Origin of the sequence: Flavobacterium sp. Sr18, from assembly GCF_011064265.1 — a bacterium.
Lineage (GTDB): Bacteria > Bacteroidota > Bacteroidia > Flavobacteriales > Flavobacteriaceae > Flavobacterium > Flavobacterium petrolei.
This window is the reverse complement of the sequence record NZ_CP049329.1, coordinates 800,806-814,427: the sequence shown is the minus strand read 5'-3', so window position 1 is coordinate 814,427 and position 13,622 is coordinate 800,806. Positions and strand designations below refer to the sequence as shown.

The window sequence follows — 13,622 nt, the reverse complement described above, 5'->3', positions numbered from 1 at the left end:
AAGAAGACGAAAGTTCAAGTTGGAAACAGATACCAACATTTTATTACTCTTGCTGTTAGTTCAAATAATACCATTTAAGAATAAGAGTGTCTCGTAGCTCAGCTGGTTAGAGTACTACACTGATAATGTAGGGGTCGACAGTTCGAGTCTGTCCGAGACAACAATTTACACTTAAAAGAAAAGAAGAAATTCTAGAGTTGAGGAGTTATGAAAATATTTCATAATTCATAATTCACAATTCATAATTAGATTGGGGGATTAGCTCAGCTGGCTAGAGCGCCTGCCTTGCACGCAGGAGGTCAACGGTTCGACTCCGTTATTCTCCACAGATCCGAAAGGATAAAAGTTCATTGACATATTGAGATAAGAAAATAATAAAAAGTAGAAAGCATTTTTTGCTTGTTTATCATTAGACAAGTAAAAGAAACGGTCTTAATTAATTTTAAGATTGGTACAATAAGCAAAATAAGGGCGTATGGGGGATGCCTTGGCTCTCAGAGGCGATGAAAGGCGTGATAAGCTGCGAAAAGCTACGGGGATTGGCACACACGATATGATCCGTAGATACCTGAATGGGGCAACCCACTATGTTGAAGACATAGTACACCGATAGGTGGGCAAACCCGCTGAACTGAAACATCTAAGTAGGCGGAGGAGAAGAAAACAAAAGTGATTCCGTAAGTAGTGGCGAGCGAACGCGGATTAGCCCAAACCAATGTTGTTACGGCAATATTGGGGTTGTAGGACCACGACATTTGTTGCGGATTGAATTAGAATCTACTGGAAAGTAGAGCCAAAGAAGGTGATAGCCCTGTATAAGTAAAAGAAGATAACGATAGTGGTATCCTGAGTAGGGCGGGACACGAGAAATCCTGTCTGAATTTGGCGGGACCATCCGCTAAGGCTAAATACTCCTGAGAGACCGATAGTGAACCAGTACCGTGAGGGAAAGGTGAAAAGAACCGTGAATAACGGAGTGAAATAGATCCTGAAACCATACGCTTACAAGCGGTCGGAGCCCTTTCGTGGGGTGACGGCGTGCCTTTTGCATAATGAGCCTACGAGTTAACGTTGCTGGCAAGGATAAGTGGTTAAGCCACGGATCCGTAGCGAAAGCGAGTCTGAATAGGGCGCTTTAGTCAGTAGTGTTAGACGCGAAACCGTGTGATCTACCCATGGGCAGGATGAAGCGCTGGTAACACAGTGTGGAGGTCCGAACCGGTTGACGTTGAAAAGTCTTCGGATGACCTGTGGGTAGGGGTGAAAGGCCAATCAAACTCGGAAATAGCTCGTACTCCCCGAAATGCATTTAGGTGCAGCGTTATGCGTAAAGTTATATAGAGGTAGAGCTACTGATTGGATGCGGGGGCTTCACCGCCTACCAATTCCTGACAAACTCCGAATGCTATATAATGTTTCATAACAGTGAGGGCTTGGGTGCTAAGGTCCAAGTCCGAGAGGGAAAGAACCCAGACCATCAGCTAAGGTCCCCAAATATATACTAAGTTGAAAGAACGAGGTTTGTCTGCATAGACAGCTAGGATGTTGGCTTGGAAGCAGCCATTCATTTAAAGAGTGCGTAACAGCTCACTAGTCGAGCGGACGAGCATGGATAATAATCGGGCATAAGTATATTACCGAAGCTATGGATTTAGAGTTTACTCTAAGTGGTAGGGGAGCATTCTAACAGGGTAGAAGGTGTGTCGTAAGGCATGCTGGACTGGTTAGAAAAGAAAATGTAGGCATAAGTAACGATAATGCGGGCGAGAAACCCGCACACCGAAAGACTAAGGTTTCCACAGCTATGCTAATCAGCTGTGGGTTAGTCGGGACCTAAGGCGAACCCGAAAGGGACAGTCGATGGACAACGGGTTAATATTCCCGTACTAGTTATTACTGTGATGGGGTGACGGAGTGATGAAAGCGCCGCGAACTGACGGAATAGTTCGTTGAAGTACCTACCTATAAGACCCGCAGGCAAATCCACGGGTTTTGGGGAAATACGATAGTACTCGGAGTCTTCGGACAAAGAGATAGTGCGCCTAAGGGCTTCCAAGAAAAACCTCTAAACTTCAGGTAATAAGTACCCGTACCGCAAACCGACACAGGTAGTCGAGGAGAGAATCCTAAGGTGCTCGAGAGATTCATGGCTAAGGAATTAGGCAAAATAGACCCGTAACTTCGGGAGAAGGGTCGCCAGCAGCAATGCTGGCCGCAGTGAAGAGGTCCAGGCGACTGTTTATCAAAAACACAGGGCTCTGCAAAATCGTAAGATGAAGTATAGGGCCTGACACCTGCCCGGTGCTGGAAGGTTAAGTGGAGATGTTATCTTCGGAGAAGCATTGAAATGAAGCCCCAGTAAACGGCGGCCGTAACTATAACGGTCCTAAGGTAGCGAAATTCCTTGTCGGGTAAGTTCCGACCTGCACGAATGGTGTAACGATCTGGACACTGTCTCAGCCATGAGCTCGGTGAAATTGTAGTAGCGGTGAAGATGCCGCTTACCCGCAGTGGGACGAAAAGACCCTGTGCACCTTTACTATAGCTTAGTATTGACCTTGGATAAATGATGTGTAGGATAGGTTGGAGACTGTGAAGTGGCGTCGCTAGGCGTTGTGGAGTCATTGTTGAAATACAACCCTTTGTTTATCTGAGGCCTAACCCCGTAATGCGGGGGACATTGCTTGGTGGGTAGTTTGACTGGGGTGGTCGCCTCCAAAAGAGTAACGGAGGCTTCTAAAGGTTCCCTCAGTACGCTTGGTAACCGTGCGTAGAGTGCAATGGCATAAGGGAGCTTGACTGAGAGACATACAGGTCGATCAGGTACGAAAGTAGAGCATAGTGATCCGGTGGTTCCGCATGGAAGGGCCATCGCTCAAAGGATAAAAGGTACGCCGGGGATAACAGGCTGATCTCCCCCAAGAGCTCATATCGACGGGGGGGTTTGGCACCTCGATGTCGGCTCGTCACATCCTGGGGCTGGAGAAGGTCCCAAGGGTTGGGCTGTTCGCCCATTAAAGTGGCACGCGAGCTGGGTTCAGAACGTCGTGAGACAGTTCGGTCTCTATCTACTGTGGGCGCAAGAAATTTGAGTGGATCTGATTCTAGTACGAGAGGACCGAATTGGACAAACCTCTAGTGTATCTGTTGTCACGCCAGTGGCATCGCAGAGTAGCTACGTTTGGAAGGGATAAGCGCTGAAAGCATATAAGCGCGAAACCCACCACAAGATGAGATTTCTTTTAAGGGTCGTGGGAGATGACCACGTTGATAGGCTATAGATGTAAAGGCAGTAATGTCATAGTCGAGTAGTACTAATAACCCGTAAGCTTATGTACGCTTTTCTCTCCCGTCCAAAAGACGGGAGAGAAGAAACTTTCTAATAAAAAAACTTTTTCTTTATCTCAGTATGTTAAGATATTATGTGATTGATGTTTATAATACAATGTAAACAACATTACAGTAATTGCCCAAAGCAATTATAACCTCTTAAGGTGGTTATTGCGGCGGGGCTCACCTCTTCCCATCCCGAACAGAGTAGTTAAGCCCGCCTGCGCAGATGGTACTGCAGTTATGTGGGAGAGTATGTCGTCGCCTTTCTTTGAAGAATCCTCATCATTCAATTGATGAGGATTTTTTTTTGTTTTAATGGTAAGAAGTGTCTGGGTATTGCCGGATCAATCCCAAAACCTGTAGAGTAGATAAATTAAGAACATAAATTAGTGAGTCTAAATAGGAAGAATTCTATATTTCTTACGCCTCTAAATTTACCTCTGAACGTATTTATTTGCGCATTGAATGATTCAACAGATGCGATATGTGCTCGTATTATCAAAATAAAATATTGCAAATTTTTTTGTAATGATTGGTTATGGTTCTTGAGATAGTATTGAAAGCCTTAAATACTGATTGACTTACTTTTTCGGGTCTTAATTATCCAAAAATGTTATATAATCTGAATAAGAACAAACAATTTTTCGTATCGCTCTAAATTACGATTTAAAAGCTTTAATTTTTGTATTGAAATACTCCGCTGAAGCACTTGTATTTCTATTTTGAAGTAGTTTAATGTTGGTTGGTAATTAACCGTTATTCTTTTGAGGACTATATTGAAGTTCTTAAACATAGACTCCTCTATATTTCTCTAGCATTGTGCTAATTAAGTATAGCTATTTTTTTATTATTATATGATTTGTAAATACTTATTAATTGCTATAATCATTGATAGACATCTTTTATATTAGGATATAACTCAAATAAAACATGATAACTGTTTCTTGTAGGCTATCGGCCCATTTTTCTCTAGATTTATAAATCTAGCTAATAATCGTTTTACAGTATTGTAATTAATAAAAACTGGAGCATTATGTATCTTATTTTTAGATTTGGCTAATAATATAGATTTCAAAGCTGTTTCTTATAAAAATTTGTTGTCAAGGGATTGGCCCCCTAATCGGTAGTAATTATAAAACTCAGTGTTTTCTCCAAAACAAATATTAAGTTTATTCAATTCATTTTCTAAATAATCTCTCTGTATTCTTTTACTCCCAAGAGGCTTGTACGATTCGAATTTTCGAATTTTGTTGAAGTAAATTAATTTAGAAGAAAATTTGGGTTTAATATTTTTGAAAAAATAAATTTCATTCTCCTTGGTTTGAAATTCATTATCCAACATGTAATTTTTAAGAATCTGTAAATACGTGACCGAAGTTTCGATTGACTTATCACTCATGCTTATTGTGTTATCATAATCAAATGATATGGCATGCAATTCTTCGTCGAGTTCACATAATAATGTGCGACTGAATGTGATCATAAAATATTTTAGGTTTGGTTAGTTTTTATTTAGTTTTAGTAATAAAAATCATCTAAAATAGTTTAATAAATGGCCCGTAAACAAATTTAAGAGGGACTATTATTTATCTCTTTTATTTTCAATGACTTATAGCTAGTTTGTATTTTTCTTTTGTCGAGAAGTCACTGCAGCAAATTTGTCGGTAAGTAATTTCATATCCTCACTTACTTTTTTGTCCATGACCTTAGCATAATGCTGGGTGGTTCGTAAGTTTTATGGCCAAGCATTTTACTGACACTTTCAATAGGGACGACATTTGTAAGCGTTACTGTCGTTGCAAAAGTGTTTCGGGCAATGTGGAATGTCAATTCTTTTTCGATCTCACAAATACCTGCTATTTCTTTTAAATAGGCATTCATTTTTTGATTGCTCAAAATGGGAAGCAGTTTATTCTGATTGTTGCATTCCGGATAATCTTCATATTTGTCAAGAATCATTTGTGTTAGGGGAAGTGTCGGAATTTTGAGGCTGTTTCCGTTTTATGACGGTGAGTGAATATCCATTTCTCTCCGTCGATTCCAAGGCTTACATGCGACTTTGTTTAGTTTTGGACATCAATATACGCTAAGCCGGTAAAGCAGCTGAATAGGAAAATATCGCGTACTAAGGACAATCTTTCTGTCTTGAAATCTTTGTTGATTATGTTTTGCATTTCGCCTTCTGATAAGTATACGCGCTCCATTTCTTTGACTTTAGATTTATAATTAGCAAATGGATTCCGGTGAATCCAATGATTGGCCAATCAAATCTTAATTATCTTGCTAAAGTTCTTGATGTATTTAACAGCGGTATTGTTGGCACAATTGCGAACGCTTCTCAAATAGAACTCATACTCAGTAATAAACGCATGGTCGATTTTAGAGATTTCGATATCAGATATTTTGTATTTCCACTCTAGGAATTCTGTGGTGTGCTTTAAAGAGGTATTGTAGCGCTCTAGTGTTCCCGGCGCATATTCTTTACCCACTAATTCTTTGATTTTATTGTTGTGATCTTTGAAAATTGGGATAAGGGTTCTCTGGCGTTCTTGGGTTCCGAGCAGTCTGTTTTTAAGTACCTCAAAAGTTATATTGATGTTTTTATGGATAAGTTCCATTTGTACATCAATAATCTTGATTTTGAACATGTCTAGATGAGTATTTATTGAACGGGCTTCTTGTGAACTGCCCTTCATTTTACCAGTTTCCGTGGACCATTTTGAAATTTCGACAAATCTATTTGTGCTCAATTCAATTCTTTAGCCATTAACAGTAATTCGAGTGTAGATAGGTGCTAAACCGTTTACACTGGCTTTTGCTCTCTTTGCGTAAAAGAGAATAGATACTTTTGTTTTCATTGCGGTAACCTTTTTAGTTAAACTTAAATTTAATTCTAAAAAGACTTCTATACAAGATGTTTGAATAGTAAACAGGTGATTAAACATGTAGCTATTCAACAAATGAACATGTTATGAAATATGTTCATAAGCCTTGTGTTTTCTAGCTTAAGATAAAAATCGGTTACCCAAATGTTTTGAGTATTCGGGTACCAGAATTTATCCCTTTAAGGACACGCATTAATGAATATTTTGGAGGGGGTATAAAATAAAAAACCCTCTAAATCATACGATTTAAAGGGTTTTAATTCAATTTGTATTTCTACTGGCGGAGAAAGAGGGATTGATTACTCTTCGTTATGTGGTTGATATATAGCTTTCTATATATGTTTTTATTTCAAGTGCCCCTATTAGTGCCCCTTCAAATTAATGCAGTTTTTCATCTGAATTGATACTCCAAATTTACAAAAAAAACTTCAAGAAATCATACTTAAATTACTAAAATTTGTACGGGTAGCATACTATTTATTGAACTGGTTAGCTTCAAATTTCAAACACCTTAAACATAATTTTTATCCAATTATCAAAGGTTCAACCTGTTCAATTTTTAAGCTTGTGTATTGGCAAAATTCCTCGATGGATACAAACTCATTTACGTGCTTATTAAGCTCGGTTCTTATCTTTAGCATTAATCTCACACTTTGGCGATAACTCTTCCCGGTAATGCGCTGTATGTCCTTTGGGTAGATACACAACCTCTTGTTTTCGATTTTCATACACTATCTATAGCTTTGACTAGGCTTTGAGATACATTAAAGTACTGTTGGCCAAAGTTTCTTGGAGTAAAATTAATCAAAAAAAGAATGCGTTTATTCTTGCTGAAATAAGGTTCTGTATCTTTCTTCCATCAGGGACTTGTATTTTTCTTTGTATTCCTCCGATAGGAATGAATTATTGATCCATTGGATAGCGATAATTTTGTTTTTCTGGAAGCGCTTCGCAATTCCTTTTATTTGTTTTTCGTTAAGTCCGAGGTTGATGCCGAGTCTTTCAAAATTTTCCCATTTGAGTTTTTTCTTTTTGCCTTCTATGGTTAAGGCGAGTTCCTCGGTGTCGTCCGGGTTTACTATGGCCACGTTCAATAGGTCATAGGCTGGAGCCAATGTCCAAGTTTCGCCAGAATGGATCATCGAGAAGTTCTTCAGGTGCATATCATTGTTCCCGGTAAGGAAACTCAAAATACCCAATTCCAGAAAATACAATTTATCTAACAGTGTGTTGTCCGAGTATTCATTTATGGCTTTGCCTACTTTTTCCATCGAGCTTTTGTATTTATCAAAAGCTTCCGTGATTTGGAACATATCGAGCATGTGGATTTTCTCTCCTGCATCTGTTCGGTCGATACGTTTGGTGATGTAGGACAGTTCACCCGACTGCAGTCTTATTAAGCTTGATTTTACGGTGTTAATTCCGAAAGCTTCCGCAATACGCATTGTCAGGTGCTCGTTTTCGGGCATTTCAGGATACTGGGTGGATGGTGGTTTGAAAATGTAATTTCCTCCCAAGGCACCGACAACGGTAAGACGACCTCTGTTTCCGTCCTGCAGAGCGTCATTCACAATGGAGAGTGATAGTTTGGGTTGCACGCCGGGAACTGCCACACTTCGTTCCACCACGTTTTTGGCTAATTCTGCCATTTGTTTTAGTGAATGTTCAAATGCCGGCGGTTGTTTGGTGCCGAAAAACTCTAGGCTGCATTGTTCGTGAAAATCAACAACACTATTGTCTTCCAACGTTTTGTAGCAATATAGACAGTTCTTACTCATTTTCGTTCGATATTGGTTGAATACTAACCGCTCCGATGCAGTTCTGGCAACAGGCCAATAGCAATCCCATACGGTCATTTTGATTTATTTTCCAGTTTTTGGATGCAATATCCAAAAGCCATCCTTCTGGGATCAATCCTTCAAAAAAAGGAAATAACCGTTTTTCGGTATAGGTTTTTGATCGTACCGGCATCGTCAAGGTGATGCCTTCCTTGGGATGTTCTATCACATACTTTTCATCGTATTCGAAGGTGTAGTCTCCGTCATCCGTTTCGGTGAGGATGCCCGCCAGAAACTCTTTGTAATATACGGCTGCTTTTCTCATTTTATTTAGTCTTCATTTTTGGATAATTCTCTCGCATTGACTGGAGCCAAGGTATGCCCAAACATTTTGAGTACCTGGTTTACTTTTTCGAGGTTGAGGTTTTCCTTTCCCTGTTCTATTTTTCGAATGACGGTAAGTGCCACTCCAGCCCGTTCCGCAAAGGCTTCCTGGGTGAGTTTTACTTCGTTTCTTTTCTCTTTAACAAAATCCGCTAGTGTGTTCATAATTATATGCATTTGCATTGATTTTAAGCAAATATAGTAAATTATATTTAAAAGCATATAATTTGTTTGAATAAAATATATTTATATGTAAACGCATATAATTTATATTTGGATAGATTTCTAGAAACAGAGCGATATTTATGCTTTTAAATGCAATTTATACCACTGTAGGACATATGGAATATAGCTGCGTTCTAAATTATTTGTTTAAGTGTAATCTTTGTTTCGAAATCAATCGAAGGATGTTGCAACAGGATGATGATTGAGGGAATTTGAAACATTATTAATTTAAAAATTTAGAAATTATGGCAAGGCAAAAAGGCATAATTAAGTTGAAAGGTACTATCGGAGATATTACTTTTTACAAAACACAGGACGGGCATTTGGCTCGTGAAAAAGGCGGAATTGACGCCAGCAGAATCAAGAATGATCCTGCGTTCCAAAGAACACGTGAGAACGGTTCTGAGTTTGGTAGAGCCGGGAAGGCTGGGAAGATTTTGAGAACTTCCTTGAGAGCTTTGCTCATCAATACTGCCGATGGTAGAATGGTGAGTAGATTGACTCAAAAAATGGTTGAGGTAATTCAGGCAGACGTGACCAGCGTGAGAGGGTTACGAAATGTAATTGATGGTGAAGCAGAATTGCTTGCCGGCTTTGAATTCAACATCAGAGGGAAACTAGGCACTAGTTTATTTGCCCCATTTGTGGGAGCAATTGACCGTGTGACTGGTGAAATCACTGTTGATCTGGATCCGTTTGTTCCGGCAAATATGATTGCTGCACCGAGTGGAACCACCCACTTTAAAATCATATCTGCAGGAGCAGAAATTGATTTTGAAACAGAAACGTTCGTTGAAGCTCATTCGGAAACTGCCATTTTACCTTGGGATGCTGTGGCTACGGTTGCCATCAACCAAGTGAATACGGTGACTCCAGCCAGCACAAAACCTTTGTTTTTGGCTCTTGGTCTGGAGTTTTACCAAGAAGTTAATGCACAAATGTACCCATTGAAAAATGGTGCTTACAACCCATTGGCATTGGTTCCGGTGAGCGGATTGTAGGGTGGTCCTGGTATTGACACGGACTTATTTTCCCGAGGGAACGCAAGGGGTTATAGAATGGAACGGCACAATAGTTTGTTATATCATCGAATTGCCCTGGTTGGGAAACCAAAAGCGTATTTCTTGTATTCCCGAGGGAGAATATATCTTGCAGAAGCGGTTTAGCCCCAAATTCAAATGGCACTTTCATTTGATGAATGTTCCGGGACGAGATTTGATTTTAATCCATCCCGCCAATGACGCCAAGAAAGAGTTGTTGGGCTGCATTGCTCCTGTATCGAAACACACCGGAATTGGAAAGGGAAGTTCCTCCCGAAAATCGTTGGAAAAGTTGAAAACGATAGGTTATGCAGCTTTAGAACATAAACAAGAAATAAAAATTAGTATCCAGTCTAAAAAAGAGATAGTATGAAAATAGTAGAAAGAATAAAAGCACCCACACCCAAGTTTTTCAAAATTTTGAGAACTATTGGTTTGGCTTTGTTGGCCATCAGTGGAACAATTGTGGCAGCACCCATTGTTTTACCCTTAACGGTGGTAACTGTCGCAGGTTATATGGCAGTTGCAGGAGGTGTAATATCTGCGGTGAGTCAATTGACTGTTGCGGAGGAGAACCTAAATAAGCCTAGAGATGGAGACTAATATTTCCCTCCGAGCTGGAACCGTATCCGGAACATTTTTGAGCATTTTGCCCAATATTCTTTCGGAAGATATTGCAAAAACAATTATCTTAGCGGTCGTGGGAGCCACTGCCAGTTTTATGGTTTCTCTCCTTTTAAAATGGTTGACAAAATCTAAAAATAAATAGTCTGGTTATGATTGGTAACCTTTTCCAGGCTAACTAAGAAAGCCAAGTCGTGAGACCTGGCTTTTTTGTTATTTACTGCTATAGTAATTTTTTGAACCCCAATGAGTCCTTGGTTACTTAATTTCACCAAGGCCCAGGCATTCTGCTCGCCACCCCCATTTTTATAACTACATTGTGGAGGTAAAGGGACTCGCTTCATCACGGATACAACTCGTTTGGTTGTTTTTGAGCTCCGTCTAATATTTTTATTGTTTTTCCATCAATTCTTTCAAACAATTCATTTCTCCATTCAATATTATTGATTTTTTCTGAACTTTCAATCTTTTTTCCCATAAAATATCTATCACCTTCATATATTACTCCAAATTTCTTTCCGTTAAATCGATTATATAAACCAACTAATTGAGGTGCGCCTCCACATTTTAAATCCTTCATTTTTAATAAACTGTGGCACAAAGATTGAAATATCGCTCTACTTGTTTTTCCACTATTACCACGAAAATACTCTTTATATCTTTCATAATATTCTTCTTTACCAGAACCTAAAATTATTATTTTATCAGATATTTTCGGAATTTCTTCTTCTTTTTTTGTCCAACCGTTTATTTTTGTCCATTTAAAAATAGTACATAAAAAATCAATTTCATTATCACGTGAAATATGAATAATTTCAATAGATTTATCTAATTTAGAAACAGGATATTCTTCAAATTTTTGTTTTAATTCTGAATAAATTTTTTCTGCTCTTTCAAATCGATTTGAGTTTTCTGTAAAAAGAATTTCCTCTTCTCCCATACTTAAGATTTGATTTAAAACCGTTGTTGGATAAAGTACATCACCACAATATCCTAAAATATCAGGACTTTTACTAAAAGAGAAAACTTTTTGTCCGTAATCAAATACTGAGGTTCTATCCCAAGAAAAGCGGCTATCGCTCGCAATGTAAACACTTGAAATTTTCCTTGAGTCAATTCCAACCCAACTTAATAATAATGTCATAATCCATTTATTTTTTTAAAATTAAACTGTTTTGATTCTATTGTGGAATTTGGAACAAAATACTTTCTGTTAAGTAAAACGAAGATATGTGAAAAAAACTGTTACAATTTGCAAAATCGAGCAATATCGCCAACCTAATCTTCCTATATTTTTTTTCTAAAATGTTTAGGATATATTTGTATTCTTTTATCTTTGTCAATAAATATCTCTGACCATTTAAAATTACGACTCAATAAATTTACAGTAATACTCACAGCTGCAAAAGTAAATTTAAAAAGTAAAGTTTTTTCATCAATTTCTAAAAATGTCAGTTCGATTCTATTTTTCTTTAAATTATGTTTAACAGTCATTTTAGGAATACTTGTAAATTTTGCAGGTTCATAGTCGGACATTATAAAAGGCCAACTCTTAGTGTTCTCATTAGTCAAATATCCTTTTAACTCTGTAAAATCATAATTGTTAAAGATTTCTTTTTTTCTTGATGTAAATATTGACTCTAAAGCAATTTTCAAAGCCAATTTACAAGCTGACTCTTCGCTCTTATCAAATGACTCAACATACAATTGACCAGTTTTTGTCTTTGGATCAAAGTTTTTAAAATTACTTGAATTTATTCCTTGAATAGAAATATGTTGCTTTTTAAAGTCTTGATGACCTTCAACCTTTATGTTTTTAACTTGTCCTTTAACATTTTTTCCTTTTTTTGTAACAATTCCCAAGCGTGCTCTCTCGAAAACGAATATAGAATTTGATAATGCTTTGTCTTCAAATTTTGAAAATTTTGAGTTACATTCATCACAAACTGAACTTCTTTCCATTACGTAATCTTTATTTCCAAAAGATTCTGAAACTATGTGTTCAATTGATTTAGCTATATTTGGCTTATCGCAAAAGATACAATTCATTATTATTCCAATTGTCTAAAATATCATTTAATTTATCGAAATGTAAGATATATATCAGACATTATTTCTTTCAAATATACATAATCATAATTTATAAGTTCTATTTTTTATTTCTTGCAGTAGGAACATAGAATGGCAATACGCATTTCGTTTATAAGTGAAATGTTTTGATGCAATTGATCTTCTTTCTGTTCCAGCAACCTCAACGCTTGGACTTGTTTCTGGTGCAGCTCGTGTTCCTGCATCATTGCATTTACTTTAGAGTCAAAATCTTTCTTGAAATCTTTGACGCGCAAAAAAGGAATTACGGACCCAATTAAAAATTGGTGCCAGAAGTTGGATTTCCAAAGGCTATAGGCAAGCCAGTAGATTGTTTCTGTATCCTTTTCGTCTGGACATAGTATAACAAAGCTGTTGGTAAATGGTTCTTTTTGGGGCTTGCCGGAGTTCATTCCTTTGTTGAGGATAAAGATTTGGTTTCCATTGTAAGCGGTGTCTTTTTGGTGGGTCTTGATGATGAAATTTGGCATAGTGCTGTTGGTTTAAAAAATTCGACTTAATTTTTTTGAAAAGAAAAAAGAGAAAAAAAGAAAGCCACTATAAAAGCAGAAATGACGAACGGGAATGGAGGAAGGCACGACCGACTGGAAGTGAGGAATGGATGCTAAATTTGCTGGATTTTTTTCTCTTTCTTTTCAAGAAAATGCACTATAGTTGTCGTGGAAGATTTTAACACCCCCAAGCACCGCAGAAAATGATGATTGTAGCGATAGCGGAAATTATTGTTTTTCGAGGAGTGCAGTGGCGGAGTTGCGGCAATCGAACAGCCACGGTAGACCGGGAATGGAACGTAGCCCTTGCGAAGTGGAGAGAAGGGCTAGCAGCGTAACACGGCGGGGAAAAAATATAAGACAGCCTATGGCGTTCCTTGATTTAGGGCAAAGTGCCGTTTTTCACGGCACGGAGCCAACCCCGATGGTTGTGCGAAGGAGCAACCGCTGAAAAAACAAAGGGCGGCAGAGATGATACTGCTGGAATGCAGTGGAACGTAGCTTGCGGAGAGGAACGGAATGAAGCGGTATTGTGGATGCATAAGCCCTGCCGAACGCAGGAAGAGAACGTGTGGAGATGAGGAACGAGACAGCGCAAAAAAACAGCTGCTTATTTTCAAGCTGCTGTTTATTTTGTGGCTGAATCGTGTCTGCGGAACGGAGGGCGGCACAACCGACTGGAGCTGCCGAACGGAACAAAGAGAACGACCGAAGAGAGACCGCTTGATTGCCCGTCATGCTTAATAAAAATAT

Annotated in this window: 13 protein-coding genes, 2 tRNA genes and 2 rRNA genes; 8 read left to right on the top strand and 9 right to left on the bottom strand. The window is 38.4% G+C overall.

Features of this window, described 5'->3' with window-relative positions:
- Positions 1-87: 87 nt before the first annotated feature.
- From G7A72_RS03665 to rrf, 4 genes are all read left to right on the top strand, one after another.
- A tRNA-Ile gene (locus tag G7A72_RS03665) sits at positions 88-161 on the top strand.
- 91 nt (positions 162-252) lie between these two features.
- A tRNA-Ala gene (locus G7A72_RS03660) sits at positions 253-326 on the top strand.
- Positions 327-454: 128 nt separating this feature from the next.
- A 23S ribosomal RNA gene (locus G7A72_RS03655) occupies positions 455-3,338 on the top strand.
- A 152-nt stretch (positions 3,339-3,490) separates the two neighbouring features.
- Positions 3,491-3,600: ribosomal RNA gene (rrf, locus tag G7A72_RS03650) — 5S ribosomal RNA — on the top strand.
- Between the two features lie 817 nt (positions 3,601-4,417).
- Here rrf and G7A72_RS03640 read toward each other — a convergent pair.
- The 6 genes from G7A72_RS03640 to G7A72_RS03615 form a co-directional block, all read right to left on the bottom strand.
- Positions 4,418-4,816 (bottom strand): RteC domain-containing protein, encoded by a 399-nt coding sequence (locus G7A72_RS03640; RefSeq protein WP_165151467.1) that lies wholly within the window; start codon positions 4,814-4,816, stop codon positions 4,418-4,420.
- Positions 4,817-5,019: 203 nt separating this feature from the next.
- Positions 5,020-5,292: a tyrosine-type recombinase/integrase gene (locus G7A72_RS16740; RefSeq protein ID WP_371807557.1), complete on the bottom strand. Its 273-nt coding sequence runs from the start codon at positions 5,290-5,292 to the stop codon at positions 5,020-5,022.
- A 305-nt stretch (positions 5,293-5,597) separates the two neighbouring features.
- Complete coding sequence (locus G7A72_RS16735; protein ID WP_165151466.1) at positions 5,598-6,083, bottom strand: phage integrase SAM-like domain-containing protein; 486 nt, start codon at positions 6,081-6,083, stop codon at positions 5,598-5,600.
- Positions 6,084-7,039: 956 nt separating this feature from the next.
- Positions 7,040-7,996, bottom strand: a complete 957-nt coding sequence (locus tag G7A72_RS03625) for a HipA domain-containing protein (protein WP_165151465.1) — start codon at positions 7,994-7,996, stop codon at positions 7,040-7,042.
- Positions 7,989-8,321, bottom strand: a complete 333-nt coding sequence (locus G7A72_RS03620; protein WP_165151464.1) for a HipA N-terminal domain-containing protein — start codon at positions 8,319-8,321, stop codon at positions 7,989-7,991. The genes G7A72_RS03625 and G7A72_RS03620 overlap by 8 nt, the downstream gene beginning before the upstream one ends.
- A 5-nt stretch (positions 8,322-8,326) precedes the next feature.
- Complete coding sequence (locus G7A72_RS03615; RefSeq protein ID WP_126745055.1) at positions 8,327-8,545, bottom strand: helix-turn-helix domain-containing protein; 219 nt, start codon at positions 8,543-8,545, stop codon at positions 8,327-8,329.
- Between the two features lie 305 nt (positions 8,546-8,850).
- Here G7A72_RS03615 and G7A72_RS03610 point away from each other — a divergent pair, with 305 nt between their 5' ends.
- The 4 genes from G7A72_RS03610 to G7A72_RS03595 are packed head-to-tail and all read left to right on the top strand — an operon-like array spanning position 8,851 to position 10,414.
- Positions 8,851-9,606 (top strand): hypothetical protein, encoded by a 756-nt coding sequence (locus G7A72_RS03610; RefSeq protein ID WP_165151463.1) that lies wholly within the window; start codon positions 8,851-8,853, stop codon positions 9,604-9,606.
- A gap of 1 nt (position 9,607) precedes the next feature.
- On the top strand, positions 9,608-10,018 hold the full coding sequence (locus G7A72_RS03605) for a DUF5675 family protein (RefSeq protein WP_165151462.1): 411 nt from the start codon (positions 9,608-9,610) through the stop codon (positions 10,016-10,018).
- Complete coding sequence (locus G7A72_RS03600) at positions 10,015-10,248, top strand: hypothetical protein (RefSeq protein ID WP_165151461.1); 234 nt, start codon at positions 10,015-10,017, stop codon at positions 10,246-10,248. Before G7A72_RS03605 ends, G7A72_RS03600 begins: the two co-directional genes overlap by 4 nt.
- Entirely contained in the window at positions 10,238-10,414 is a 177-nt protein-coding gene (locus tag G7A72_RS03595) for a hypothetical protein (RefSeq protein ID WP_165151460.1), read from the top strand. Before G7A72_RS03600 ends, G7A72_RS03595 begins: the two co-directional genes overlap by 11 nt.
- A gap of 198 nt (positions 10,415-10,612) precedes the next feature.
- On the opposite strand, the gene G7A72_RS03590 is transcribed toward G7A72_RS03595, so the two are convergent.
- From G7A72_RS03590 to G7A72_RS03580, 3 genes are all read right to left on the bottom strand, one after another.
- A complete protein-coding gene (locus G7A72_RS03590; protein WP_165151459.1) occupies positions 10,613-11,413 on the bottom strand; it encodes a hypothetical protein in 801 nt (266 codons plus the stop codon).
- 143 nt (positions 11,414-11,556) lie between these two features.
- On the bottom strand, positions 11,557-12,318 hold the full coding sequence (locus G7A72_RS03585) for an HNH endonuclease (RefSeq protein WP_165151458.1): 762 nt from the start codon (positions 12,316-12,318) through the stop codon (positions 11,557-11,559).
- Between the two features lie 107 nt (positions 12,319-12,425).
- Entirely contained in the window at positions 12,426-12,848 is a 423-nt protein-coding gene (locus tag G7A72_RS03580) for a hypothetical protein (RefSeq protein WP_165151457.1), read from the bottom strand.
- Between the last annotated feature and the right edge of the window lie 774 nt (positions 12,849-13,622).

What these genes read in the sequence shown, in the direction of transcription:
- G7A72_RS03640 (WP_165151467.1), bottom strand. Translation starts at nt 4,816, where the DNA reads ATGATCACATTCAGTCGCACATTATTATGTGAACTCGACGAAGAATTG.
- G7A72_RS16740 (WP_371807557.1), bottom strand. Translation starts at nt 5,292, where the DNA reads ATGATTCTTGACAAATATGAAGATTATCCGGAATGCAACAATCAGAAT.
- G7A72_RS03625 (WP_165151465.1), bottom strand. Translation starts at nt 7,996, where the DNA reads ATGAGTAAGAACTGTCTATATTGCTACAAAACGTTGGAAGACAATAGT.
- G7A72_RS03620 (WP_165151464.1), bottom strand. Translation starts at nt 8,321, where the DNA reads ATGAGAAAAGCAGCCGTATATTACAAAGAGTTTCTGGCGGGCATCCTC.
- G7A72_RS03615 (WP_126745055.1), bottom strand. Translation starts at nt 8,545, where the DNA reads ATGAACACACTAGCGGATTTTGTTAAAGAGAAAAGAAACGAAGTAAAA.
- G7A72_RS03610 (WP_165151463.1), top strand. Translation starts at nt 8,851, where the DNA reads ATGGCAAGGCAAAAAGGCATAATTAAGTTGAAAGGTACTATCGGAGAT.
- G7A72_RS03600 (WP_165151461.1), top strand. Translation starts at nt 10,015, where the DNA reads ATGAAAATAGTAGAAAGAATAAAAGCACCCACACCCAAGTTTTTCAAA.
- G7A72_RS03595 (WP_165151460.1), top strand. Translation starts at nt 10,238, where the DNA reads ATGGAGACTAATATTTCCCTCCGAGCTGGAACCGTATCCGGAACATTT.
- G7A72_RS03590 (WP_165151459.1), bottom strand. Translation starts at nt 11,413, where the DNA reads ATGACATTATTATTAAGTTGGGTTGGAATTGACTCAAGGAAAATTTCA.
- G7A72_RS03585 (WP_165151458.1), bottom strand. Translation starts at nt 12,318, where the DNA reads ATGAATTGTATCTTTTGCGATAAGCCAAATATAGCTAAATCAATTGAA.
- G7A72_RS03580 (WP_165151457.1), bottom strand. Translation starts at nt 12,848, where the DNA reads ATGCCAAATTTCATCATCAAGACCCACCAAAAAGACACCGCTTACAAT.